The organism is Pseudomonas laurylsulfatiphila (assembly GCF_002934665.1).
Taxonomy (GTDB): Bacteria; Pseudomonadota; Gammaproteobacteria; order Pseudomonadales; family Pseudomonadaceae; genus Aquipseudomonas; species Aquipseudomonas laurylsulfatiphila.
Genome location: NZ_NIRS01000003.1, coordinates 768,758 through 792,800, shown reverse-complemented (window position 1 = coordinate 792,800; position 24,043 = coordinate 768,758). Strand labels below are relative to the sequence as shown.

Here is a 24,043-nt window from a genome sequence, read left to right as displayed (position 1 = left end):
GCCGCAGGCTGCGATCTTTTGATCTTGAAAAATCAAAGTCAAAAGATCGCAGCCTGTGGCAGGTCCTACAGGGTAAGGATTTGGCTCAATTCGCCACCCGAACCCCACCCAGACTCCCGCTCAATTCATACGCCGCCAGTTCCGCCTGATGCGCCGCCAGCAATTCCGGCAGCGATCCACGCAAATACTCGACCCAGGTCTTGATCTTCGCATCCAGGTACTGGCGCGAAGGGTAGATCGCATACAGGTTCAGTTCCTGCGAGCGGTATTTGGGCATCACCCTCACCAGCGTGCCGTTGCGCAGGCCTTCAATGGCGGCGTACAGCGGCAGGACGCCAACACCCATGCCGCTGATGATCGCGGATTTCATCGCGTCGGCGGAGTTCACCAGAAACGGTGAGCTGTTGATGGTGACCATTTCCTGGCCGTCAGGACCGTCGAAGGCCCATTTTTCCAGTGGGATCACCGGGCTGACCAGGCGCAGACAGGCGTGGTTGAGCAGGTCGCTGGGTTTTTGTGCGCAGCCGTTGGCTTTGACGTAGGCCGGCGAGGCGCAAACGATGCTGTAGGTGATGCCCAGGCGCTGGGAGACGAAACCCGAGTCCGGCAGTTCGCGGGCGAGGACGATGGACACGTCGTAACCCTCGTCGAGCAGGTCCGGCACGCGGTTGGCCATGGTCAGGTCGAAGGTTACGTCCGGGTGGGTCTTGCGGTAGCGGGCGATGGCGTCGATCACGAAGTGCTGGCCGATGCCGGTCATGGTGTGGACTTTCAGTTGCCCGGCCGGGCGGGCGTGGGCGTCGCTGGCCTCGGCTTCGGCTTCTTCGACGTAGGCCAGGATCTGCTCGCAGCGCAACAGGTAACGCTTGCCGGCTTCGGTCAGGGCGATGCGGCGGGTCGTTCGGTTGAGCAGGCGGGTTTGCAGGTGGGCTTCCAGGTTGGAGACCGCGCGCGAGACGTTGGCCGTGGTGGTGTCCAGTTGCACGGCGGCGGCGGTGAAGCTGCCGGCTTCGGCCACGTAACTGAAGGCGCGCATGTTTTGCAAAGTGTCCATGGGGTGCTCTCTCGTCGAATGACAAATTGTGACACGAAGTTTCTGTTTATTTACAGGCGACTAAAGATCGACTTACGGATTATCGCGTTAACGGTAACAAAGATTCACAGGAATCCCAGCTTATCGCCCTTCAGGCCGCCCCATAGAATTGTGCTCACCTCTGTAGGAGCTGCCGAAGGCTGCGATCTTTTGATGTTTGTTTTCAAGAGCAAGATCAAAAGATCGCAGCCTTCGGCAGCTCCTACGCACAGAACATCTCTCCACCTCAGGAAATCGCAGCAGTGCCGCGTCGCATCAGCAGAGCGCTTCAGCCGCTCAGTGTTTTGGCTTTAACCCTGGCAATCAGCGGCTGCATCGGAACCGGAGGTATTGCCCCGCAGGGCAAGGCGCTGGAGGCCAATTCACTGGCTACCGACGCAGCAATCCAGAGCGCCGCGCAAGATGCGCACTGGCCTACCGCGCAATGGTGGCAAGCCTATGGCGACCCGCAACTGAATCGCTGGATCGACCTCGCCCTGCAAGGCAGCCCGACCCTGGCCATGGCCGCCGCCCGGGTGCGTCAGGCCAAATCCATGGCCGGCGTGGCCGAAGCGGCCGAGTCGCTGCAGATCAATGGCGATGCCACCCTCAAGCGTCACAACTGGCCTACCGACCAGTTCTATGGCCCCGGCGAGCTAGCCAACAGCACCACCTGGGACAACAACGCGGCGCTGGGTTTCAGTTATGCCCTCGACCTCTGGGGCCGTGAAAGCAATGCCACCGAGCGTGCCGTGGACATGGCGCACATGACCGTCGCCGAAGCGCGACAAGCCCAGCTCGAATTGCAGGACAACATCGTGCGTGTCTACATCGAACTCTCGCTGCATTACGCGCAACGGGACATCGTTGATGCCACCTTGAAGCAGCAACAGCAGATCCTCGAGCTGGCGCAGAAGCGTTTGAAGGGCGGTATCGGCACCCATTTCGAAGTCAGCCAGGCCGAGACGCCGCTGCCGGAAACCCATCGCCAGCTCGATGCCCTCGACGAAGAAATTGCCTTGAGCCGAAACCAGCTCGCCGCCCTCGCCGGCAAGGGGCCGGGTGAAGGCGCGCAGCTGCAGCGGCCAACGCTGTCGCTGGGGGCGCCACTGAAACTGCCGTCGTCGCTGCCGGCGCAATTGCTCGGCCAGCGCCCGGACGTGGTCGCCAGTCGCTGGCAAGTGGCGGCGCAGGCGCGGGGCATCGATGTCGCCCATGCCGGGTTTTATCCCAACGTCGATCTGGTCGGCAGCCTCGGCTATATGGCAACCGGCGGCGGGGCCCTGGAGTTCCTGACCGGCAAGAAGCTCAACTACAGCGTGGGTCCGGCGATTTCGTTGCCGATTTTCGATGGCGGGCGTTTGCGTGCCGAGTTGGGCGAAGCTTCGGCCGGGTATGACATGGCCGTGGCCAAGTACAACCAGACCCTGGTCAATGCCCTGAAGAACATCTCCGACCAGTTGATCCGCCGCGAGTCCATGGACAAGCAACAGGCTTTCGCCGCCGAGTCGGTGGCCACCGCGCAGAAGACCTACGACATCGCGATGATCGCCTACCAGCGTGGCCTGACCGACTACCTCAACGTGCTCAACGCCCAGACTCTGCTGTTCAAGCAGCAGCAAGTGCAGCAGCAGGTCCAGGCGGCGCGTTTGAGTGCCCATGCCGAATTGGTGACGGCGTTGGGCGGTGGTTTGGGTGCCGGCAACGACGTACCGAACGACAGCCAGACCCAGGCGCCGAAAACCCCGAGCCTTTTGCGTTGAACACAAAACCTGTGGGAGCGGGCTTGCTCGCGAAGGCGGAGTTTCAGACGACATTTATGCTGCCTGACACTCCCTCTTCGCGAGCAGGCTCGCTCCCACAGGTTCCGGTTTTCACTGGAATTTATTGAGCAGGATTTGATGACTCCCTTGCCCGCACCCTTGCGCTGGCTCTACTCCCTTGAATGGCGCCGGGGTTTCTTCGACTGGGCGCGCAGCGACGGCGTGACCTGGGTCTACATCTTTAAGGTGCTGTTCGCGGCATTCCTGACGCTTTGGCTGGCCATGCGCCTGGAGCTGCCGCAACCGCGCACGGCGATGATCACCGTATTCATCGTCATGCAGCCGCAGAGCGGCCAGGTGTTCGCCAAGAGTTTCTATCGGTTTCTCGGCACCCTGGCCGGGTCGGCGGTGATGGTTGCGCTGATCGCCCTGTTTGCGCAGAACACTGAGCTGTTCCTCGGTTCGCTGGCGATCTGGGTCGGTATCTGCACGGCCGGTGCCGCGCGTTGCCGCAACTTCCGCGCCTATGGATTTGTCCTCGCCGGGTACACCGCCGCGATGGTCGGCTTGCCCGCGCTGGCCCATCCGGATGGCGCGTTCATGGCGGCGGTCTGGCGAGTGCTGGAGATCTCGTTGGGCATTCTCTGTTCGACCCTGGTCAGTGCGGCGATCCTGCCGCAATCGGCCAGCGCGGCGATGCGCAATGCCTTGTACCAGCGCTTCGGCGTGTTCGCCCTGTTCGTCACCGACGGCTTGCGCGGTCGCAGTCAGCGCGAGGCGTTCGAGGCTGGCAACGTGCGTTTCATCGCCGAAGCCGTGGGCCTGGAAGGCTTGCGCAGCGTCACTGTTTTCGAAGACCCGCACATGCGTCGGCGCAATGGCCGGCTCAGTCGCCTGAACAGCGAATTCATGGGCATCACCACGCGCTTCAATGCCTTGCACCAGTTGCTCGAACGCCTGCGCAGCAGCGCGGCGGACCAGGTGGTGGAGGCGATCAAACCCGGCTTGCAGGACCTCGCCGAGCTGCTCGACGGCTTCAGCGGCCGCGCCCTGACCAGCGCCGATGCAGCGCGTCTGGTCACGGTGCTGAGCGCCTACAAGGAAGGTTTGCCGGCGCGGGTGCGCTGTCTGCGGGCGACGTTCCAGCAGAGCAATCCGAGCGAGGCCGGGCAACTGGATTTCCACACCGCCTACGAACTGCTCTATCGCTTTGTCGACGACTTGCACAGTTATGCCCAGACCCACGCGTCACTGGCTGATCACAGTCACGAACGAGAGCGTTGGGACGAGCCGTTCACCCCGCAAACCAACTGGATGGCAGCGGCAGCATCGGGGATACGCGCGGCGTTCATTCTGGTGGTATTGGGCAGCTACTGGGTGGCAACCGCCTGGCCGAGCGGCGCGACCATGACCCTGATTGCCGCCGCGACCGTGGGCCTGTCCGCCGCTACCCCGAATCCCAAGCGCATGGCCTTTCAGATGGCGTGCGGGACATTGCTCGGGGCGCTGATCGGCTTTGTCGAAATGTTTTTCATTTTCCCGTGGATCGATGGATTTCCGTTGCTGTGCGTGATGCTCGCACCGGTGATCGTACTCGGCTCGTTCCTGACCTCGCGGCCGCAATACGTGGGCGTCGGCCTGGGCTTGCTGATCTTCTTCAGCACCGGCTCGGTGCCGGACAACCTCACGGTCTACAACCCCTACACCTTCATCAACGACTACATCGCCATGGTGATGGGCATGCTGGTGTGCGCAGCGGCCGGGGCGATCATTCTGCCACCCAACAGCCGCTGGTTGTGGCGTCGCCTGGAACAGGACCTGCGTGGTCAGGTTGTGTACGCCATCAGCGGCAAGCTCAAGGGCCTGGCGTCGAGTTTCGAAAGCCGCACCCGCGACCTGGTGCATCAGGCCTACGGCTTCGCGGCGGGCCAACCGCAGGTGCAGCGGGACTTGCTGCGCTGGATGTTCGTGGTGCTGGAAGTCGGCCACGCGATCATCGAATTGCGCAAGGAGCAGGCGATTCTGCCGGTGCACCCGGCCTATGCCGAATCCCAGCCGTGGCGCCAGGCGATCCGGGTGATGGGGCGTGCGCTGGTGCGGCTGTTCCTGCAACCGAACAGCAGCAACCTCGAACGCGCACTGATCGCGGTCGATCACGCGATCAGCCGTGTGCAGTCCACCGACGAACCCTTCGCCCCGCACTTCGATACCTCGGCGTTGCGCCGGGTGAAGAGCTACCTGCACTTCATCCGTACCTCGTTGCTCGATCCGCAATCACCGCTCGCGGCCTTCGCAAGCAGCCAGCCACAAGGACTTGAACATGCCTCGTGAAATCGCTTTCCACGGCGTGTACATGCCGACCATGACCCTGATGTTCTTTATCGCGGCGGCGTTGGCCTGGGCGCTGGACCGGTTCCTGTCCGGGTTCGACCTGTACCGCTTTTTCTGGCACCCGGCGTTGCTGCGCCTGAGTCTGTTTACCTGTCTGTTCGGCGCCATGGCGCTGTCTGTCTACCGTTGACTCTCTATCACTGAGAATGCCCTGATGAAAAAGTTTTTCAGCCTGCTCGCGACCCTGCTGGTGCTGGCCCTCGCGCTGTGGATCGGCCGCTCCTTGTGGGAGCACTACATGAACACGCCGTGGACCCGCGACGGCCGCGTGCGCGCCGACATCATCAACGTCGCCGCCGACGTCACCGGCGAAGTGGTGGACGTACCGGTGCGCGACAACCAGCTGGTGAAAAAAGGCGATTTGCTGATGCAGATCGACCCCGAGCACTACCGCCTGGCGGTGAAACAGGCGCAATCGCTGGTGGCATCGCGCAAGGCGACCTGGGAGATGCGCAAGGTCAACGCCCATCGTCGCGCCGACATGGACAACCTGGTGATCTCCCGGGAAAACCGCGACGACGCCAGTAACCTCGCCGACTCGGCCCTGGCCGATTACCAGCAGGCCCAGGCGCAACTGGAGGCCGCCGAACTCAACCTCAAGCGCACTGAAGTGCGCGCGGCAGTGGACGGTTATGTGACCAACCTCAACGTGCATCGCGGCGACTACGCGCGCATCGGCGAGGCGAAAATGGCCGTGGTCGACATGAACTCGTTCTGGGTCTACGGCTTCTTCGAAGAAACCAAGCTGCCCCGCGTGCGCGTCGGCGATAAGGCTGACATGCAACTGATGAGCGGCGAAGTGCTCAAGGGCCATGTGGAAAGCATCTCGCGCGGCATCTACGACCGCGACAACCCGGAGAGCCGCGAACTGATCGCCGACGTCAACCCGACCTTCAACTGGGTACGCCTGGCGCAACGGGTACCGGTGCGCATTCACATCGATGAAGTGCCTGAGGGTGTGGTGTTGGCGGCGGGGATTACCTGTACGGTGGTGGTGAAGCAGGAGGGTGGGGCATAGCCGGTACACCGAGTCGCCTGCTTCGTGAGCAAGTCGGATCGCCGCACCGCCGCTCCCACATTTTGGAATGCAACCCCCTGTAGGAGCGAGCCTGCTCGCGATGAACCAGAGCACGCCGCGTGTATTCAGAATGCACGCGTTATCGTTGACGTCCATCGCGAGCAGGCTCGCTCCTACAGTTGATCGCCCTCGGTTTCAGCAGAAAGTTTCCTGCAAATGCCGCCAAAGAATCCTGTCATCTACCTTCTCGAACACAACCGTGGAACGACGATCCGAGTGCAGCCCGGTCGCATCGGTCTGTTGCTCGCGGTAACTCACGGTGGCGCCGCCGTCGTACAACGCAATGCCACGCAACTCGCTGAGCTCGATGCGGAACCCGAGTTTCTTGCCGCCCGCCAGCGTGAACAGTTCGTTCAGCGCGTCAAAATCCAGCACCCGGCCGAGCGGCGAGACCATGGAAAATTGCGGCGAAAAACGCGTCAGCAGTTTTTCGAGATCGGACGCGTCGCGTTCCTCGGCCAGCCATTGTTCGATGGCCACGTGGGCCTGGATCACTTCGTCGAAGTATTCGGTGTAGTCGGTCATCAACTCATTCCTGAAATTCGCAGTGTCTGTTCCGGCGCCATCGCGAGCAGGCTCGCTCCCACAGGGGAACGCATTTCAAATGTGGGAGCGAGCCTGCTCGCGATAGCGGCGACGCGGTCTCAGAGCTGCCCACGCAACCCGAACCGCTTCATCAGCCCGGATTCGAGCAAACCCTTGGGCAGCAAACTGGCCATCAGCGGCAACGCGCGGCTGCCATTGCCCAGGCGGATCAGCCGTGGCGGTTTGGCTTGCTGCGCGGCCTTGAGCAATCCGGCAGCAAACTCACTGGCCGGGGTCGGTCTGTCCTGGGAAGCCCTGGCTCGGGCGCGTATGCCTTCACGCAGCGGAAACCACGGCGATTGTTCACTGATCAGTTGCTCGGCTTCGTGCCCGGCATTCTTGGCAAAACTGGAAGCGATGGCCCCCGGCTGGACCTCCATGACCCGCACGCCGAAGGGCGCCAATTCCATGCGCAAGGCATCGCTCAAGGCATGCACGGCGGCTTTCGAGGCGCAGTAGGCGCCAGCGAATGGCGTGACCAGTACGCCGGACACGCTACCGATATTCACCACCAGCCCCTTGGCCCGACGCAGCACCGGGAACAAGGCGCGGGTGACGCCGACGATGGCGAACACATTGGTTTCGAACTGGCGCTGCATGGCCGGTACGCCGCCATCGAGCAGCGGCCCCATGGCGCCATAACCCGCGTTGTTGATCAGCACATCGAGGCCGCCGGTTTGCTGGTTGATACGCTCGCTCAAGGTTTCGAGTGCCACGGCGTCGTTGACATCCAGTTGCACGGCGGTGAAGCCCGCAGCGGTGAGCGCCGCGACATCTTCAGCCTTGCGGGCACTGGCCCAGACTTCATAGCCGGCGACCTTGAACGCATCGGCAAGGGCACGGCCAATGCCGCTGGAGCAACCGGTAATCAACGCAACGGGCATGGCGCATTCCTTGTGCAAAAAATGGGGGGAGGGATCAGTCGGAAAAACTACCCTGCAATCGCTCGGCGCGAAACTCCAGGGTTTCCGGCCGGTAGCCAGGGCGCAATGGCGGCAGCGGCAAGCAATCTTCCCAGTTGCCACCGGCCTGCAATTCGCCGGGGCCGCGATAACGCGGTGCGGTGTATTGGTTGTCGGCGAGGTTCACCGTGTCGCCCGGAGCATAGGCCGCCACCCGCCAGCGCAACTCAGTCAGCGGCACGTCATTGCCATTGTTCATCGTCAGTTTCAGCGGTCGGTCGGCCGGGCAGTGCTCGGGCGCATAGCTGATGCGCAACTCCAGGCGTTGCAGTTGCTTGAGTTCGCGGTGGTCCATCCAGATGACCCAGGTCGCGACGATCCCCAGCCCCACGGCGGCGGCCACGGATACGGGCAAGGCCTTGGCCGGATAGCGCAGCAACAGGATCAGCCAGGTGATGACCAGCAGGACGCCGATGAACATGACGCGCAAACCTCGGGAGCAGAGAAGTGCATCCTACCTAAGCGTAGGTGCGATTGGCGATGGGAGAGATTTTCGCGGTGACTGTGGGGGCCCCTTCGCGGGCAACCCCGCTCCCACAGGTTTTTTGGTTGTTCACGAATGTTGTGTTCCACCCGGTCCACTGTGGGAGCGGGCTTGCCCGCGAAGAGGCCAGTCGAGGCACTACAAAAAACCAGTACAAAAAAAGCCCCCGAACCACCCGCTGCGGATAGGGAACGCAGCACGTGGATCGGGGGCTCAAGGTTTACAGAGGCTTACTGCGCGATAGTCTTCACCGCAACCCCACGCTCAACCGGCGTCGAGCGCCCGTAGATATCCTCAAACCGCTCGATATCGTCTTCACCCAGATAGCTCCCGGATTGAACCTCGATGATCTCCAACGGGATCTTCCCCGGGTTACGCAGGCGATGCACCGAAGCAATCGGAATGTAGGTCGACTGGTTCTCGGTCAGCAGGAACACGTTTTCATCACAGGTCACCTCGGCGGTGCCACTGACCACGATCCAGTGTTCAGCGCGGTGGTGGTGCATCTGCAGCGACAGGCAGGCGCCCGGTTTGACCGAGATGTGCTTGACCTGGAAGCGGCCGCCCATGTCCACCGAGTCGTAGGAGCCCCACGGACGGTAGACTTCGCAGTGGTTCTGGGTTTCGCTGCGGCCCTGTTCGTTGAGGGTGTTGACCATCTGTTTCACGCCTTGGACCTTGTCCTTGTGGGCGATCATCATGGCGTCCTTGGTTTCGACCACGACGATGTTTTCCAGGCCGATCACCGACACCAGTTTGCCGTTGCCGTGGATCATGCAGTTTTTGCTGTCCTGGATCACCACGTCGCCTTTGGTGACGTTGCCGTTGGCGTCTTTTGCATTCACTTCCCACAGCGACGACCAGCAACCGACATCGCTCCAGCCGGCGGTCAGTGGCACGACGCAGGCGCGTTGGGTTTTTTCCATCACCGAGTAGTCGATGGAATTGTCCGGGCAGCAGGCGAAGGTGGCTTCGTCGAAGGTGATGGTGTCGGCGTCCTGGTGGCTGCGTTCCAGGGTCAGCAGGCAGGTGTCGTAGATGTCCGGATCGTGCTTTTTCAGCTCTTCGAGGAAGCGGCTGGCGCGGAACAGGAACATGCCGCTGTTCCAGAAGTAACCGCCGGACTGGACGAACTCGGTGGCGCGCTTCACGTCGGGTTTTTCCACGAAGTGCGAGACGCGGCTGACGCCTTCGGGCAGCAGCGAGTCGTTGGTCGACTTGATGTAGCCATAACCGGTTTCCGGCTTGGTGGCCGGCACGCCGAACAGCACCATTTCACCGTTTTCGGCGGCAACTGTGGCTAGGGCCAGGGCGCGCTGCAGGGCTTTCTGGTCTTCCAGTACGTGGTCGGCCGGCAATACCAGCATCAGTTCGTCGCGACCTTCGTTGACCAGCATCATCGCGGTCAGGGCCACGGCCGGCGCAGTGTTGCGACCGAACGGCTCCATCAGGATGCGCTGGGACTCCAGTTTGCGCGCCGCTAACTGCTCGTTGACGATGAAGCGGTGGTCCTTGTTGCAGACCACGATGGGCGTGTCCATGCCTTCGAACACCAGGCGTTCCAGGGTTTGCTGGAACAGGGTGTGTTCGCCGGTCAGGGCCAGGAACTGTTTAGGGAATTGTTTGCGGGAAAGCGGCCAAAGACGTGAGCCACTACCACCTGACAAGATCACCGGAATCATGTTGTTACTCCTTGAATATCGATTGGTTAGAGCTACTGCGTTCTGTCGTTTCACTCTTGTTTTTGTTCCGTGTCCGGATTGGCCTTTGTAGGAGCGAGCTTGCTCGCGATGGAGGCTAACGATGAAGTTGGGCACCAGAAAAAACGCGGTGCCCTTGAGTTCATCGCGAGCAAGCTCGCTCCTACAGGGGGGACATGGGTCAATCCGGCAAATGTATTAGCGCGTCGATACCGGGCGTTTCACCCAGACCGGCGACAGGCTGCTGCCGCTGCCGGTGACGTACAGCACCGCGGCTTCACCGCGTTCCAGGGCGACCGGTTTCACGTCGCCGACTTTGGTGGTGCCGTCATAGAGCGCCAGGCTGACCTTCACCGGGTTGATTTCACGCTCGCCGCGACCCTTGGGCGCAACGTTCGGGACCACGTCGGTCTTGCCGTCGGCGGTTTTCAGGGTCAGCGCCTTGTCGCTGAGGTTTTGCACGCGGACCAGGGACTTCTGCTTGTTCTTGAACGGCGGCTCTTCGATCAGTTGCGGTGCGCCGCTGGCGTTGTTGACCAGGGTGTAATAGTGGTCGCCGGCCAGTTTCACCGGCAGGCTCTGGCTACCGACCTTGGCGCTGTAGTCGCCGCCCGGCATGAAGCTGAAGTCACTGCTCGACAGTGGCGCGACATCGCTCAGGTTGGTGCTGCCGACGGTGGCGCTGACTTCGGCGTTGCTGGCGTTGTAGATACGCACGAAGGTCGAGCCTTTCGGTGCGGTCGGGCCGTACAGGGCGGCGTCGCCACCGGCGAAAGCCTGCACCGACAGCACGCTGAGGCCGGCAATCAGGGCAAAGCTTTTAGCGAGACGACGAGGAGTTGTAGTGAAAGTCATGGTGTACCTCTCTTTCAGTTTTGCGCCCGGTCGGGCGTCTCGGATTTGTTGTTGATGGCTACGTTTTGTTGGCGAGCGCCGGCTTGTTTAAGCTCTGCGACCCACTGCGGGTCGGCGTCGCCGATTTCGTTGTTCACAGGCAGATATCGTTCAGGGAACTCCCAGATCAGCACCTGAGGCGGGCTGTTCTTGAAGGCATCACTTTTCAGGTAGCTGAGCATTGGCAGAATCGGGCCGTGACCGTCTTCGGCGTAATTGACCACGTCGCTGTGCAACGCCTGCTTGAGCGCTCCCACAAAATTCCAGTTGGGGTTGGCGCTGTAGCTGGTGCCGATCAGGGCCACGGGCACTTCGGTGTTGGCGAACAGCGCGTCGTCGCCGGCGGGCTGATCTTCAGCGGCGACCGTATTGCGCTTTTGCAAGGTTTCTTGCTTGGGCATCAGGTTTTCGAACAGCGGGTCCAGTGGCAGGAACAGACGCAGGTCGCCCTTGTGGGTGACGGTTTCGGCCGGTTCGGTGACGAAGCGCTGAGGTTCGCCGCTCAGCGGGTACTTGTCGGCGATGGTCTTGGCCAAACGATTGGCCGCGATCTCGGCGCCTTCCGGGGTCCAGTGGGTGTCGGTGCGCAGGAACACTTGCTGGCCGTTCTGCTTGGCCTGTTGCAGCGGGCCGAGCAGGTCGGGGGCCGGAATCCGGTCGGCGGCCAGGCGCTGGTGGAAGTCCTTGTAGAGGTTGGCGTGGATGCTCGCCGGTTTCACCTCACCCAGGTGTTCCGGGTACAGGCGCACCTTGGCTGGCACCACTGCCATCACCAGTTGCACGCCTTTCTCTTTCAAGGTCTGGCGCACGCCTTCGACCAGCGCGTAGTTGCCTTGCAGGTTCAGCTCTTCGTTGACCACCGGGTGGAATTCTTCATCGCTGTACAACCACTGGTCGCGACCGAGCACCACGCCCGGACGACCTTCGTTGAACAGTTTGAAATCCAGCGCGGCCCAGAGATTGGTGCCCAGGCGCTTGATCGGGAACTCGTCGTCGTAGTGGGTTTCCACGGCCTTGGTCCAGCGACCGTTGAGCACCGTCGCGTCGGCGTTGGTGCTGAAGCCGAAGAAGCTGCGCACCGACCACAGACCGAGCACCAGCAGGGTCACCAGGAACAGCGCGATGTAGAAGATGCGTAATGAGCGGGTCATGGTCAGATCCCTCAGAACTGGAAGTAAAGGAACGGCGAGAAGCTTTGCGCCGAGAGTTTGAGAATCGAGGCGATGAACAGCAGCAGCACCAGCGCACGCATCACGTAGCGCGACCAGTCAGCAGTCCAATAGGCTGGTTGCACCTGGGCTTCGACGCCGACGGTGTAGCCAGGCTGGTGGATGCTCGCCGGGTTATCCCCAGGTACGGCCTTGATCGTTCCCGATGTCGCGGCGGCCGGGCCGTCGGCATCGACGTTCACCGCAGGCTTGGTCTTCACCGGAGGCTGATTGGTGTAGAAATCCCGCAGGCCGAAGAACGCCAGGGTCACGTAGGCCACGATCAGCGTTGCCACTTGCAGGCCGGTGAGGCTGGCCTGGTTGAGTTCCGACAGCGACCAGTCGCCGAAGCTGAACATCGCGCCGTACATGCGCCCGGCGACGTGCAGGTTTTCCGCGCGGAAGATCACCCAGCCCATCACCACCAGCAGGAAGGTCAGCACCCAACGGATCGGGTTGAAGCTGCGTGGCGAGGTGTTCAGGCCAATGGCTTTTTCAATCGCCAGCCACATGCCGTGCCATGCACCCCAGACGATGTAGGTGATGTTCGCGCCGTGCCACAGACCACCGAGCAGCATGGTCAGGAACAGGTTGCGATAGGTCATCAGCGTGCCTTTGCGGTTGCCGCCCAGGGTGATGTACAGATAGTCACGCAGCCAGGTCGACAGGCTGATGTGCCAGCGCCGCCAGAACTCGGTGATCGACTGGCTGACATACGGCTGCTTGAAGTTTTCCATGAAACGGAAACCCATCATCAAGCCCAGGCCGATGGCCATGTCGCTGTAGCCGGAGAAGTCGAAATACAGCTGCGCGGTGTACGCCAGGGCGCCGAGCCAGGCATCGCCCGTGGTCGGGTTTTGCAGGGCAAAGCAATGGTCGGCCACCACCGCGAGGGTGTCGGCGATGAAGACTTTCTTGATGAAACCCTGCATGAACCGCGTGCAGCCCTCGGAGAACTTGTCGAGGGTGTGGGTGCGGTTGTTGAACTGGTCGGCCAGGTCGCGAAAACGCAACACGGGACCGGCGATCAAGTGCGGGAAGATCGCCACGAACGCCGCGAAGTCGATCAGGTTGCGGGTCGCCGGAGTGTCGCCACGGTAGACGTCGATGATGTAGCTGATGGACTCGAAGACGTAGAACGAGATCCCGATCGGCAGCAATACGTGGGTCAGGATGAAGGGTTCCAGGCCCACCGATGTCATCATCGCGTTGATGCTGTCGACGCCGAAGTTGGCGTACTTGAAGTAGCCGAGGATGCACAGGTCGACGGCCACGCCGAGCAGCAGCCAGCGCTGCGCCGGTTTGGTCCGGACACCTGCGGCACCGACTTTCAGGCCGATCCAGTAGTTCCACAGCGTGACGCCGGCGAACAGTGCGAGGAAGTCCACACGCCACCAGGCGTAGAACACGTAACTGGCAATCAGCAGCAGCAAATTGCGATAGCGTTGCCCGCTCAGGTAGTACAAGCCGAGGAAGATCGGCAAGAACAAAAACAGGAACACGTTGGACGAAAAAACCATCCCGATCTCTCCTTGTTTGAACCAACAGTCAAGGGCCAACGGCCCCCCCAAACCCCCCACGGAAAAACTGGGGGGCATCACACAAAACTCACTATCGACACCGACCCTGTAGGAGCTGGCTTGCCAGCGATGGCGGTGTATCAGGTACAGCGCGTCGTACCATTCGCCAGCAAGCCGGCTCCTACAGGATTGCGGTGACAGGTACACCGCGTTACGTCAGGAACCCTTGCCCTTTTCATTGGCCGGGTCGTAGACCTTGGTCAGGTCACCGCCGAGGCGGAAGGTCTTGAACGGTTGCATCTTGTGCTTCTTCGCCAGCACCTCGGGCGAGCAGGTGTAGAGCGAGCAGTACGGTTCGAGCCAGGCGAATTTCATGTCCTCTTTGAGGTCGGTCATGTCCTGTTCCTTGCCGTTCTTTTTCTCGAACTCATCCGGGTCTTTCACCCCGGACAGCACCCGGTCTCCCAGGCGTTTGAGTGCGCCATTGTTTTCCTGACGCAAGTCCACTCCGTTGACCTGGGCGAAACTGGCGATCATCGCCAGCGGCGGCAGGGCGTAGTTGTGGTAGGCCAGGGCGCGTTGCTGACGCTTGAGTTCGTTGGGCAGGTAGCCGTCGGCGTCGATCTGGTTGGCGCCGACCTTGTATTCCTTCACCGCCCAGTCGAACAGGTCGCGGCGGTTGGTGGCGACGGAAGTGGCCATCACCGACCAGGCGGCCCAGTACGAGTGGTTGTTGGTCTGTTCGAGCGGCAGATTGTCCCAGTCGCTGACCACCTGGTCGGCCATCTTGCTGAACCAGGCTTCGATCAACTGCGCTTGCTGTTGATGAGTGGCCAGCGGGTGGGAGTCGGAAAACTTCAGGCGGATGTACGCCGAAGCCATGCTGCCCAGGGCCCATTTGCGCATCGACTTGCCGGTGTGGTTGAAGTCCTTGGACATCAGCGCGTCGGCCTGGGCCCAAGCGGTCAACCAGTTGAGCGTGCATTCCAGCTGCTCCGGACGACCGTCCCGCATGAACTGCATCACGCGCTTGCTGGTGCCGCGCTCGATCTTGGTGATGTCGGCGGTGCTGTCGCGGAAGGCTTTTTCCGACTGCACGTTCAGGGTCGCGCGGGCCTTGTCCGAACCTTCGTACTTGCTGCGAAATTGCAACGAGCCGGTGTAAGGCGTCGGCACCGCATCGCAGCCTTCGCTCTTGTCGCCCGTCTTGAATTTATCCACAGGCGCAAAATAGCCTTGGGGTGGACGCAGTGGCGCCGCCGCTTGCGTGGCCCCGGCGAACATCGCCAGGCTCAAGAGCGTCGGTGCCAACAGTGTTGATAATTTCGGATTGCGCATAGCAGACCTCATTGCCCGACCGAAGCAGTACGCTGCTCGGTGCCCGGGAATACGTTGCGTTTGCAAATTTTCGCTTCGACTTTCTGAGGCGCGGCACCGGCTTCGGGGCCCTGGACTTCAACGGCCAGCAGGTTCTGCGAGGCCCAGTCTTCGTCCGTGCGCAACTCGAAAGCGAAACGCCCGTCAGTCTCGGAGGTTTCCGGTTTGTCGATCTTGATGTCCTCGTGGCGACCGTTCATGTACCAGAGGGTGGCTTGCAGGGTTTTCACCGACGTATCGGCGAAGCGGATGTCGACCTGGTGGCTAGCGTTACGCAGGTCCATGTTCTTGCTGTTGACCATCAACTCGTTTTTGCCCGGCTTGAGTGTGGCGTTGCCGGACATCTGTGCATCCTTGCCTTCGCAACCGTTGTCCAGCAGCGCCATCATCTGGCGGTAGATGGTTTCCTGGTCGAGGCGGTACAGCGGCGAGAATTCCCAGATGAGAATCTTCGGCGGGTTCTTCTGGAACTCGTCGCTGCCCAGGTACTGCAGCATCGAACCTTCCAGGCCGCCGCCGGGGAACGCCACGTTGAGAATGTCGGCACCGATGGCCTCCTCGAGGAAACCGGCGAAGTTGTAGTTCTTGCCACTGTGGGAAGTACCCACGAGGGTGATTTGCGGGTTGCCGGAATCGCCGAACAAGTCGCCATCGCCCGCTTCACCCTTCGGCTCGGTGGTGAACTGATCCATGTACTGGATCGCGTAGCTGGTGCCACAGAGTTGACCGGCCATGTTGTGCAACGTTCCGGTCTTGCCCATGCGACCCGACTTCTTGGTCTCGAATTCGCGCTTGGGAATGTCGGCGAATTCAGGCAATTGCTTGACCTTCTCGGCGACGATTTTCGCCGTGCGCTGGGCACCGTACGGGGTCCAGTGCTGGTCGCCACGGAAGTAGAAATCGTGGGCGGGCAGGGTGTCGGGCAACGACTCGTTGGTCAGCGGCGACAGGTCCGGAACGACGTAGCCCATCTGCGCGAAACGGCCCAGCATGGTCTTGTAGTTTCTCAGCGCCTTGTCGAAGTCGAAGCTGGCTTTCTCCGCCGGGTTGAGCTTGTTGCGGTTCACCAGGCCACGGGTCGGCTGGTACACGACAACCAGTTCCACACCTTTGCTCTTGAACGCATCGTGCAGCTGCTTCATGCGTTTGTAGCCGGCGGGCGTGGTGTCGAATTCGGTGCGCAAGTCTTCCTGTGTACGGAACAGCCAGTCGCCCTGGGCCTGCACCAGCGTGGTGAAGTTCTGCTGATAACGGGTGGTGTAGTTCTTCGGATCATGGGCGGCCGGGCACAGGCTGCAGCACGGCTCCGCGGTGAAGCTGGGTGCTTTGACTTCGTCGGCGCGAACACCGCCGCTGGCCGCGAGAATGCCGGCGGTCAGGGCCGACAGGCTGAGTAATTTGATCAAGTGTGGGTGCATAAGATTATCCTCAGTCCCGCATTTCGGTCTGGCGTTCGACGGGGTCGATCAACACGGCTTTCTGCTGGCGCACCAGCAGGTCGAGAATTTCATCCTGGCGCTCGCCAAGGATGCCGGTGAAGCTGATGCCGCTGGACTTGGTCGGTGCGAGCATGGACACGCGATACAACTCGACACTCAACGGCGAGTCGATGGACAGCGGGCCGCTGCCGTTGGCCGCCAGTTCACCGCCGACCACGATCAGCGACACCTGGGCGTCGAACGGGTCGAGCTTGATGTCACGGTCGGTGTTGCTCAGGTCCTTGATGTGGCCGTAGACACCGGTCAGGCCGTTGGCCATGGCGACGTTTTCGTACAGGCGAATGTTCACGCTGTTACGAATGCGGATGCCGTGGCGCCTGTTGCTCAATACGCGATTGCCCCACAGCAGGTTGTCGGCACTCTCGTAGAGGGTGATGCCGTCGGTGTGGTTCTGGTAGATCTCGTTGTGGGCAATCAGGTTGTTCACGCTGTTACGGTCGATCACCAGCCCCGAGAGGTGGTTGTCGTAGCTGCGGTTGTTGAAGATGAAGCTGTCGTTGACCTCACGGGAAATAATGATCCCGTGCTTCTTCTTGGTCCCGTACACCGTGTTGTCGGCAATGATCAGACCGTGGGAACGGTCGTGCGGGTCGATGCCGTAGACGATGTTGTCTTTGTAGGTGTTGCCCTTGACCACGAAGTCGCGGGTTTCGTAGCAGTAGAAGCCGTACCACATGTCCGAGAACTCGGAGCCGACGATCCAGCCGGTCGGCTCAGGACGCTTGAGCACCTTGGCCATGTTCGGCGTGTACTGGGAAATACTCACGCCGTAGGACTTACTGTTGGCGTAGCCGAAGCTGGCAATCTTGCTGTTGGCGATGTAGGTCTCGGTGCCGCCCCAGGACAGCAGGAACGGACGGAATTCCTTCGGCGAATTGAACGTCGCCGGGCCGTTGTCCTTTTCGCGCCAGCCAGTGATTTTGGTATCGCGTACGAACAACTGACCGTCGTTGACCAGGAACGCACCGCCCTCCTGGGACAGGCGCAGTTCCTGGGTCTGCTTGTCGATTTCGAGGATGCCGTGACGGCCGACCACGATCGGCAAGCGGGACAGGAACACGCCTGGCGAGGTTTCGCTGAAGTACTGCTTGGGGACTTTTTTCGCCAGGTCCTTGAGGTTCATGTAGCCGTCGTCGACGAAGATCGCCTGGGGGATGCCGTGCTGACGCACCACCCACTCGGCCATCTTGTTGTCGCCACCGATGAAGTCCTTCAGGGCGTCTTCCTGCATCATCCGGCGCAGGCTGACTTTGCCGACCTTGCTGCGCACGATTTTTTTCGCGATGGCCTCGGCGGTGTAGCCCGAGACGTCCGGCAGCGTCGGCTTGGCCAGTTCCAGCGGCGCGGTCGGCGCGCTGCTGACGGTGTAGGTCTTGGCCTGTTGCAGTTCCTTGGCAACAGTGGCCGGCTTGGCGGGCGCAGCGGGCTCCACAGTCGCGAAGGCTGCCGCACTTGCCAGTAGCATCGCGCCGGCCAGCAAGGTCAAGGAACCTTTCTTGGCACTGTTCATGTCGGGGACTCCCTTCGCGCTCTGCATCAGAATTTCCAGACCACGTCGATGAACGCGCGATGCATGTACGAATCGACTTCTTTGCCATAGGCGTCGCCGGGCTTGAACACACCGCCACGGAACCGCACCAGGGCCGAAGGTTCATCGATCTTCTGGCTCAACGCCGCTGGCAACAGGCCTTGCTTGAAGTACTTGGTGACGACCAGATCCATTTCCTGGCCGAGGTCTTTTTCGCCATCGTTCAGCGGCAGGGAGGTGCTGGACAACACGGCGCCGGTCACGTCGTCGGTGTTGTTCTGCACGGCGTCGATGCCGTCGCTGGTGATCGGCTTGTTGCCGTCGACGCGCCAGAATTTGTGGTAGATCAGGCTGGCGTCGTACTCGTCGTTTAGCATCCACGAACCGAACAGCGTGGCCGATTGCATGTTGTTCATTTCGCCACGGAAGGCTTCGCCGAAACGGTGCACGCGTGAACGTGTACCGGTGTAGTTCGAGCGGTTGCTTTCCAGGCCGTTCTGTTCGTAATCGGCGCTGGCCCGGGCGTAGGCCGCACCGACTTGCCATTGCGGATCGAGGCGCAGGCGCACGCCCAGGTCGGTGGCCCAGCCATCGACATCGCCGCTGCTCTTGGGTTGTGCCGGAGCGGTGCCATCAGCGTTCAGCGGGTTGACCGTGTCGCGGTCGCCACTCATGCCGGTGATGCTGCCCCAGTAGTTGAAGGTATTGGTGTTGCGCCAGTTGTAGGCATCGCTGTTGGCCTGTAAGCCCAGCCAGCTGATGTCGCCATTCTGTTTTTTGTCCAGCGAATCGGAAGGTACGCCCGGTTCCGGATAGTCGAGCTTGCCGTCATCGTGAGTGTGGTGACCGCGAATGCCGGCCCAGTGACCCGGTGTCCATTGGTATTCGGCATCGGCGTAGGCGTGCAGGCGATCCTTGTCCTTGGGGGACAGTTCTTTCAGGTCAGTGCGGTACTCGCTGAAGCGCTCGGCGACACCCGCGTTGGCGCGCAACAAGGTGGTGTCGAAGGTCCAGTTCAGGGCTTCGATGTTGGTATCGCGCCATTGACCGTCGTCGTTGTGCAGACGCTGACGACCGAGTTTCAGGATCTCGCCGGGGTAGGGCGTGAAACCGCTGTAGCCGACCCAGAATTCGCGCATCGCCAAGTAGTTCTTCTTGGTCTGGCGGTCATTGTTGCTGGTGTTCTCGGTGCCTTCGGACTCTTGCAGTGTGTCGGTCTCGATGATGTCGGTGGACGTCACCGCCTGACCCATGGCGTAAGCGCTCCACGCGCCGCTTTCGCCATACACCCACGGGCGCAGATCAAGGCCGAGGCCGTTGACGTCGCCGCCGCGCTGGGTGCCGAGGTCACGGTCGTCTTCGGACTGACCGGTGATCTTCATGTCCAGGCCGAAGTTCTTGGTTTCTTCAGTCATCGCAGCAAGCGTCGGGCAAGACCAGATCAGCGCGAACGTCAGGCCTACCAGGCCCGGTGAAAACGTAGCGAGCGAAGGAAAGGCAAGGCGAAAACTGGCGAGGACGCGGAGTTTACGTGTTGTAAATGAGCAGTCCGAGCCAGTTTTCAACGCAGCATTTCCGAGCGCAGTAGTTTTCACCGGGCCTGGTATGCCGGCCTTCATGAATGGATTCATATTCATTGGGATTCCTCGCCATCTTCTTCTTGCAGGGCATGCAGTTCCGGCGTGTTCGGGCTCAGGGCACCGCGCACGGCCTGTTCTTGTTTCAACAGGCGTTGGGCTTCGGCCAACCGGTCGGGCGGCAATTGCGTTTGGATTGTTTGCGCAAGCTCGGTGGCTTGCGGTGTGTTCTGGGCCAGGGCCAGTTGGCTGAAGACGTAGGCGTTCAGTGGATCAGGCTTGGTGCCCTTGCCCTGGGAAAACAGTTGGGCGATGGCGAAGTCGGCGCTGTTCTGGCCGTTGCGCGCAGCGGTCAACAAATGGTCGAGGGCCTTCTGCGGATAGACCTTGCCCAGGTAGCCACGGCGATAGATCTGGCCGAGGTAGTAATCGGCGGCGACTTCACGGCCGACGGCTTTCTGGAAATGCTCCTCGGCGACCTTGGCGTCGGCCGGCACCAGTTTGCCTTCGAAGTAGAGCTTGCCCAGCAACAGCTCGGCGCGTGGCTGGTCGGCGGCGCGGCCGTTGTCCAGGTACTTCATCATCTGGTCGACGTCGCCCAGTTCGGGGAAGTCGTAGATCAACTGCGCGAGGGTGACCCACGACGCCGGGTAGCCCGGTGCGATCGGTTCGAGCAGCGATTGCGCGGTCTTCTCGTCGGTCTTGCCCAGGGTGGCATCGGCGAGCACGCGAGCGACGCTGTCGACGCGCTGCGCCGAAACGCTGCCGCGAGCGTGAGCCGCTTGCATCTGCTTGATCAGCTCGGCTTGTTGCTCTGGCTTGGCCTGTTTCTGGTAGACCGTGGCCAGTTCGACGTAGCAGATGTCGCTGGTGTTGAGCGCGGCCTTGCAGATCTTTTCCACGTCATCCAGATGCTGGTCGTAGGTGCCCTGGGTGCGATAGAGCAGCACTTGCGCCAAGCCGGCTTCCGGCTTGTTCTCGGCACGCCATTGGCTGATCTGCTGCTGGGCATTTACGTTGGGAAAACTGTGCGGATATTGCAGGTACAGCATCGCCAGCGGAATCAGCGTGTTGCCTTCGCCCGCGGCGGCCGCTTTTTTCAACAGGGTTTCGGCTTCGTGCTGCTCGGCTTCGGTGGAGCCGGGCTTGGCCACCAGCAAGCGACCGAGGCGTGCCTGGGCGCGCGGCGAAACGCTGGCCGCGGCGCGGTAAGTCGCCTCGGCCTGTTTCATTTGCGCCGGGTCACGGCTGTCGACCTGAATATCGGCCAGGCCGACCTGCGCTTCGCTGTAGCCCAGGTCTGCCAGTTGCCGGTAGTTCGCCGCAGCGGTGGCGGTATCGCCGCGCTTGAGCGCTTCGTTGGCCAGGCGCTGGTCGGGGAGGCCGGCGCAACCGGCCAGGGTGACTGCCAGCGCAATTGCACACAACGCATAACCTTTGTGGGAGCGAGCCTGCTCGCGAAGCGGACTCTGCGGTGTTTCAGACAGACCGCGCGACCCCTTTCGCGAGCAGGCTCGCTCCCACAGGGACTGCGGTGTGTTCGAGATTTTTATGATGGTCACAGGCATGTCCTCGACTTAAAGACCGACAGCCATGGCTTTGTCGATCAGCCAGTTCAGGTTCGGGCCACGGTCGCTGTTCACTTCCACCGGGCGGCCGGCGAGGGAGCTGTCCAGGGTTTCGTCCGGCTGGATCAGCACGCGGATGTCCGACGACAGGTCGGCGCTTTTCAGGCTGGTGCTGCTGACGATCTTGCCGGTGCGGCTCTTGTCCTCGCCGGCGATCTGGAAGCGCACCGAAGTGCCCGGGCGTACGTCGCCGAACTGGCGATAGGAGAAGCGCGCTTCAACATTGGCTTCGCTGTTGCGCGGCACCAGTTGGAAGATCACGTCGCCCTTGCTGGCGTACTGACCGTTGGCGACCATTTGCTGGGCCACGGTGCAATCGCAAGGCGAGGTCAGGGTGCCGGTCATCTGCTTGCCGAACAGTTCTTCAACCTTGGCCGGTTGCAGTTGGTCTTCGTCCAGATGGCCCTTGAGCACGTCGAGCATGCTGGTGCTGAAGGTCGCCAGCGGTGCACCCTTGGCGGCCACGCCGTCGGCTTTCACCAGGCTCTGCACGGTGCCGTCGCGGGGCATGGTGATGTTCACGCCCGGCACGCTGACCAGACCGGCCTGGGCGTGGCTGACGAAGTACATGCCGTACACCGATTTGAAAACAAAACCGAAGGCGGCCAGACCGACAACGAAGACCCCCAGGCTGAAGGTCACGGCTTTCATGCGGCCGAACGCGGTCATGCCGTGGCCGCCGTCCTTCATTTTGCGCGCCTTGGTGAAGTTGTCGCGCTGCAGGGTCGCCAGCATTTCACCCACGCTGACGATGTCGCCGGCCAGGTGCGAAGTGATCAGGTGGCGCAAGGTCGAGATGTCCCGTGGTTCCAGGTTCTGGAACTGGCAGCCGGCGCGTCCGGTCTCGCGGTCGAAGGAGCGGACCTGCAACTCGACGTCCATGGCCAGGCCGAGGTTGTCGATGACGAACTGCAGGCGGGCCTTGTACACATCGCCAATTTTCAGCGGCAACTGACCGGCGTTGAACGCCAGGCCACCGGCGGACAGGTCGATCACCCGGGCTTCGACCGGTGTCCGGTCAGGGCCGAAGAAGCGCAACTTGGCCGGGATTTTCACGCGGGCGTGTTGGCGCTGGGCTTCGGATTCGTGCACTACGTTGGCGTTGACGGCGGTATTCATAAGGGCGATTTCCTGGTTAATTCAATAAGGGGGCGGTCAGACCATCAACAGCAGCACGGCGACAAAAATGCTGCCGGCAGAGAAGGTCATGGTCCGAGACGACCAGGTGTTGAACCAACGTTGAAAGCTGGCGAGATCACGGGTCAGAGAAGTGGGTTGGCGAGTCCAGGACTGTTTGTCGAGGCGGAAGAACACGTAGATCTTCACCAGCGCGCCGACGATCTGGTTGTAATAGAGAATCGCCGGGTAGGCTGGGCCGATCCGGTGTCCGGAGCACGACAGCAACAAGGTCAGGATGAACCGGGTGATGCCGATCCACAGCAGGTACACCAGGATGAACGCGGTGCCGTACTTGAAGCTGGCGATCAGCGCCACGGTCAGGCCCAGCAGCGAGGTCCACATCGACACGCGCTGGTCGAACAGCACCACCGAAGTGAACACGCCGAGGCGTTTGATCCCCAAGCCCAGGGCACGGGAGTTCTGCCGCAGGTTGTTGCCGTACCAGCGGAACATCAGTTTGCGGCTGGCCTTGATGAAGCTTTTTTCCGGCGGGTGTTCAACGGTATTTATCGCTGCATCGGGCACGTAGAAGGTGTCGTAGCCCAGGCGCATCAGGCTGAACCAGCTCGACTTGTCATCGCCGGTAAGGAACTTGAAGCGACCCAGGCGCCAGTGTTGCAGCGAGTCGCTTTCCACGTCGGCGATGAATTCCGGGTTGGTGACCACGGTGGCACGGAACACCGACATGCGCCCGGTCATGGTCAGTACGCGCTTGGACAGGGCCATCGAGCACATGTTGATGTGACGCTGGGCGAAACGCAGCTTGTGCCATTCGCTCATGATGTAGCCGCCGCGCACTTCGCAGAATTCGTTGGTGGTCAGGCCGCCGACGTTGCCGAACAACTGGAACCACGGCACGGTCTTGCGCACCACGCCTTCGCCGAGCACGGTGTCGCCATCGATCACCGCGACCACGGCGCGATCGTCCGGCAGGTGCCGGGAGATGGCGCGGAAGCCGTAGGCCAGGCCATCGCGCTTGCCGGTGCCGGGAATGCGCACGAAGTCGAGCTTGACCCGGGCCGGTGGGTTCATCCGGTTCCACAGGCTTTTGACCAGCAGCTCATCGGACATTTCCACGATGGAGCAGACCACGGTGGTCGGCAGGTCGCAGTCGATGGCTTCACGGATCACCGAGCTGTAGACCTGCGCAGTGGTCAGCGCGTCGATACGAAAGCTGGTGACCATCAGGAACACGTGGGACGGGTCAGCCGCTTTGCCCAGCTTGCGCACTTTGCGCCGCAGGTGCGGGTAGACGATGTACAGAAAAATCATGCCGCGCACAAAATGCGTGGCACCCATCGAGTAGCGCCAGATACCCACGGCGCCAATCAGGAAAATGAAGTCCTTCGACTCGGAGTCGAACGTGGACACGGGCAACGCCATGGCGAGGCCCATCAGTAAACTCAGGTAGAACAGCCAACCGGCGGCCTGGAGTAGGCCGTGCTTTAGCCTGTGCATAATCTGCATCCGTCTCGATCTCGGGCGAGCCTTTGGGGTGGCCCGATGGGGTTAAGGCAGGCTTGTGAAAACTGGCGGCACCCGCTCTGGATGACGCCAGAATCCCTGTAGGAGCTGGCGAAGCCTGCGATCTTTTGATC

Annotated in this window: 19 protein-coding genes; 4 read left to right on the top strand and 15 right to left on the bottom strand. The window is 61.4% G+C overall.

What is annotated here, in order from left to right; genetic code table 11:
* Positions 1-85 precede the first annotated feature (85 nt).
* Positions 86-1,054 carry a LysR family transcriptional regulator gene (locus CD175_RS14065; protein ID WP_007972623.1) on the bottom strand — a complete coding sequence of 323 codons (969 nt, stop codon included), beginning with the start codon at positions 1,052-1,054 and terminating at the stop codon, positions 86-88.
* A 281-nt stretch (positions 1,055-1,335) separates the two neighbouring features.
* Here CD175_RS14065 and CD175_RS14060 point away from each other — a divergent pair, with 281 nt between their 5' ends.
* The 4 genes from CD175_RS14060 (at position 1,336) to CD175_RS14045 (ending at position 6,244) form a co-directional block, all read left to right on the top strand.
* The gene (locus tag CD175_RS14060) at positions 1,336-2,835 is read left to right on the top strand and encodes an efflux transporter outer membrane subunit (protein ID WP_104449351.1); all 1,500 of its coding nucleotides are present in this window, start codon (positions 1,336-1,338) and stop codon (positions 2,833-2,835) included.
* A 138-nt stretch (positions 2,836-2,973) separates the two neighbouring features.
* A complete protein-coding gene (locus tag CD175_RS14055; RefSeq protein ID WP_104449350.1) occupies positions 2,974-5,166 on the top strand; it encodes an FUSC family protein in 2,193 nt (730 codons plus the stop codon).
* Positions 5,156-5,356 (top strand): DUF1656 domain-containing protein, encoded by a 201-nt coding sequence (locus CD175_RS14050; protein ID WP_104449349.1) that lies wholly within the window; start codon positions 5,156-5,158, stop codon positions 5,354-5,356. Before CD175_RS14055 ends, CD175_RS14050 begins: the two co-directional genes overlap by 11 nt.
* Positions 5,357-5,380: 24 nt before the next feature.
* Entirely contained in the window at positions 5,381-6,244 is an 864-nt protein-coding gene (locus CD175_RS14045; protein WP_104449348.1) for an efflux RND transporter periplasmic adaptor subunit, read from the top strand.
* 195 nt (positions 6,245-6,439) lie between these two features.
* Here the strand turns inward: CD175_RS14045 and CD175_RS14040 are convergent, their stop codons facing one another.
* The 14 genes from CD175_RS14040 to alg8 form a co-directional block, all read right to left on the bottom strand.
* Positions 6,440-6,829: a DUF4440 domain-containing protein gene (locus CD175_RS14040; protein WP_104449347.1), complete on the bottom strand. Its 390-nt coding sequence runs from the start codon at positions 6,827-6,829 to the stop codon at positions 6,440-6,442.
* 119 nt (positions 6,830-6,948) lie between these two features.
* Positions 6,949-7,773, bottom strand: a complete 825-nt coding sequence (locus tag CD175_RS14035; RefSeq protein ID WP_102698508.1) for an SDR family oxidoreductase — start codon at positions 7,771-7,773, stop codon at positions 6,949-6,951.
* 34 nt (positions 7,774-7,807) lie between these two features.
* Positions 7,808-8,272 carry a multidrug transporter gene (locus tag CD175_RS14030; RefSeq protein ID WP_104449346.1) on the bottom strand — a complete coding sequence of 155 codons (465 nt, stop codon included), beginning with the start codon at positions 8,270-8,272 and terminating at the stop codon, positions 7,808-7,810.
* Positions 8,273-8,565: 293 nt separating this feature from the next.
* Positions 8,566-10,017, bottom strand: a complete 1,452-nt coding sequence (locus CD175_RS14025; protein WP_104449345.1) for a mannose-1-phosphate guanylyltransferase/mannose-6-phosphate isomerase — start codon at positions 10,015-10,017, stop codon at positions 8,566-8,568.
* 216 nt (positions 10,018-10,233) lie between these two features.
* Positions 10,234-10,890: an alginate O-acetyltransferase AlgF gene (locus tag CD175_RS14020; RefSeq protein ID WP_104449344.1), complete on the bottom strand. Its 657-nt coding sequence runs from the start codon at positions 10,888-10,890 to the stop codon at positions 10,234-10,236.
* A gap of 14 nt (positions 10,891-10,904) precedes the next feature.
* Entirely contained in the window at positions 10,905-12,080 is a 1,176-nt protein-coding gene (locus tag CD175_RS14015) for an alginate O-acetyltransferase (RefSeq protein ID WP_104449343.1), read from the bottom strand.
* Between the two features lie 11 nt (positions 12,081-12,091).
* Positions 12,092-13,657 carry an MBOAT family O-acyltransferase gene (locus CD175_RS14010; RefSeq protein ID WP_104449342.1) on the bottom strand — a complete coding sequence of 522 codons (1,566 nt, stop codon included), beginning with the start codon at positions 13,655-13,657 and terminating at the stop codon, positions 12,092-12,094.
* A gap of 216 nt (positions 13,658-13,873) precedes the next feature.
* A complete protein-coding gene (locus tag CD175_RS14005) occupies positions 13,874-14,995 on the bottom strand; it encodes a mannuronate-specific alginate lyase (RefSeq protein WP_104449341.1) in 1,122 nt (373 codons plus the stop codon).
* 8 nt (positions 14,996-15,003) lie between these two features.
* A complete protein-coding gene (locus tag CD175_RS14000) occupies positions 15,004-16,452 on the bottom strand; it encodes an alginate O-acetyltransferase (RefSeq protein ID WP_104449340.1) in 1,449 nt (482 codons plus the stop codon).
* 10 nt (positions 16,453-16,462) lie between these two features.
* Positions 16,463-18,043, bottom strand: coding sequence for a mannuronan 5-epimerase AlgG (algG, locus tag CD175_RS13995; protein ID WP_104449339.1), 1,581 nt, complete (start codon positions 18,041-18,043; stop codon positions 16,463-16,465).
* A 26-nt stretch (positions 18,044-18,069) separates the two neighbouring features.
* Entirely contained in the window at positions 18,070-19,527 is a 1,458-nt protein-coding gene (locus CD175_RS13990) for an alginate export family protein (RefSeq protein ID WP_104449447.1), read from the bottom strand.
* 167 nt (positions 19,528-19,694) lie between these two features.
* Complete coding sequence (gene algK / locus CD175_RS13985) at positions 19,695-21,206, bottom strand: alginate biosynthesis TPR repeat lipoprotein AlgK (RefSeq protein ID WP_104449338.1); 1,512 nt, start codon at positions 21,204-21,206, stop codon at positions 19,695-19,697.
* A 9-nt stretch (positions 21,207-21,215) separates the two neighbouring features.
* Positions 21,216-22,385: an alginate biosynthesis protein Alg44 gene (locus CD175_RS13980; protein ID WP_104449337.1), complete on the bottom strand. Its 1,170-nt coding sequence runs from the start codon at positions 22,383-22,385 to the stop codon at positions 21,216-21,218.
* A gap of 36 nt (positions 22,386-22,421) precedes the next feature.
* A complete protein-coding gene (gene alg8 / locus CD175_RS13970; RefSeq protein WP_420849103.1) occupies positions 22,422-23,903 on the bottom strand; it encodes a mannuronan synthase in 1,482 nt (493 codons plus the stop codon).
* Between the last annotated feature and the right edge of the window lie 140 nt (positions 23,904-24,043).

Bases quoted from the DNA above. Each gene is read 5' to 3' on its own strand.
- CD175_RS14005 (WP_104449341.1), bottom strand. From the start codon at position 14,995: ATGCGCAATCCGAAATTATCAACACTGTTGGCACCGACGCTCTTGAGC.
- algK (WP_104449338.1), bottom strand. From the start codon at position 21,206: ATGCCTGTGACCATCATAAAAATCTCGAACACACCGCAGTCCCTGTGG.
- CD175_RS14030 (WP_104449346.1), bottom strand. From the start codon at position 8,272: ATGTTCATCGGCGTCCTGCTGGTCATCACCTGGCTGATCCTGTTGCTG.
- CD175_RS14025 (WP_104449345.1), bottom strand. From the start codon at position 10,017: ATGATTCCGGTGATCTTGTCAGGTGGTAGTGGCTCACGTCTTTGGCCG.
- CD175_RS14045 (WP_104449348.1), top strand. From the start codon at position 5,381: ATGAAAAAGTTTTTCAGCCTGCTCGCGACCCTGCTGGTGCTGGCCCTC.
- CD175_RS14040 (WP_104449347.1), bottom strand. From the start codon at position 6,829: ATGACCGACTACACCGAATACTTCGACGAAGTGATCCAGGCCCACGTG.
- algG (WP_104449339.1), bottom strand. From the start codon at position 18,043: ATGAACAGTGCCAAGAAAGGTTCCTTGACCTTGCTGGCCGGCGCGATG.
- CD175_RS14000 (WP_104449340.1), bottom strand. From the start codon at position 16,452: ATGCACCCACACTTGATCAAATTACTCAGCCTGTCGGCCCTGACCGCC.
- CD175_RS14065 (WP_007972623.1), bottom strand. From the start codon at position 1,054: ATGGACACTTTGCAAAACATGCGCGCCTTCAGTTACGTGGCCGAAGCC.
- CD175_RS13980 (WP_104449337.1), bottom strand. From the start codon at position 22,385: ATGAATACCGCCGTCAACGCCAACGTAGTGCACGAATCCGAAGCCCAG.
- alg8 (WP_420849103.1), bottom strand. From the start codon at position 23,903: ATGCACAGGCTAAAGCACGGCCTACTCCAGGCCGCCGGTTGGCTGTTC.
- CD175_RS14055 (WP_104449350.1), top strand. From the start codon at position 2,974: ATGACTCCCTTGCCCGCACCCTTGCGCTGGCTCTACTCCCTTGAATGG.
- CD175_RS14035 (WP_102698508.1), bottom strand. From the start codon at position 7,773: ATGCCCGTTGCGTTGATTACCGGTTGCTCCAGCGGCATTGGCCGTGCC.
- CD175_RS14010 (WP_104449342.1), bottom strand. From the start codon at position 13,657: ATGGTTTTTTCGTCCAACGTGTTCCTGTTTTTGTTCTTGCCGATCTTC.
- CD175_RS14020 (WP_104449344.1), bottom strand. From the start codon at position 10,890: ATGACTTTCACTACAACTCCTCGTCGTCTCGCTAAAAGCTTTGCCCTG.
- CD175_RS14050 (WP_104449349.1), top strand. From the start codon at position 5,156: ATGCCTCGTGAAATCGCTTTCCACGGCGTGTACATGCCGACCATGACC.
- CD175_RS14015 (WP_104449343.1), bottom strand. From the start codon at position 12,080: ATGACCCGCTCATTACGCATCTTCTACATCGCGCTGTTCCTGGTGACC.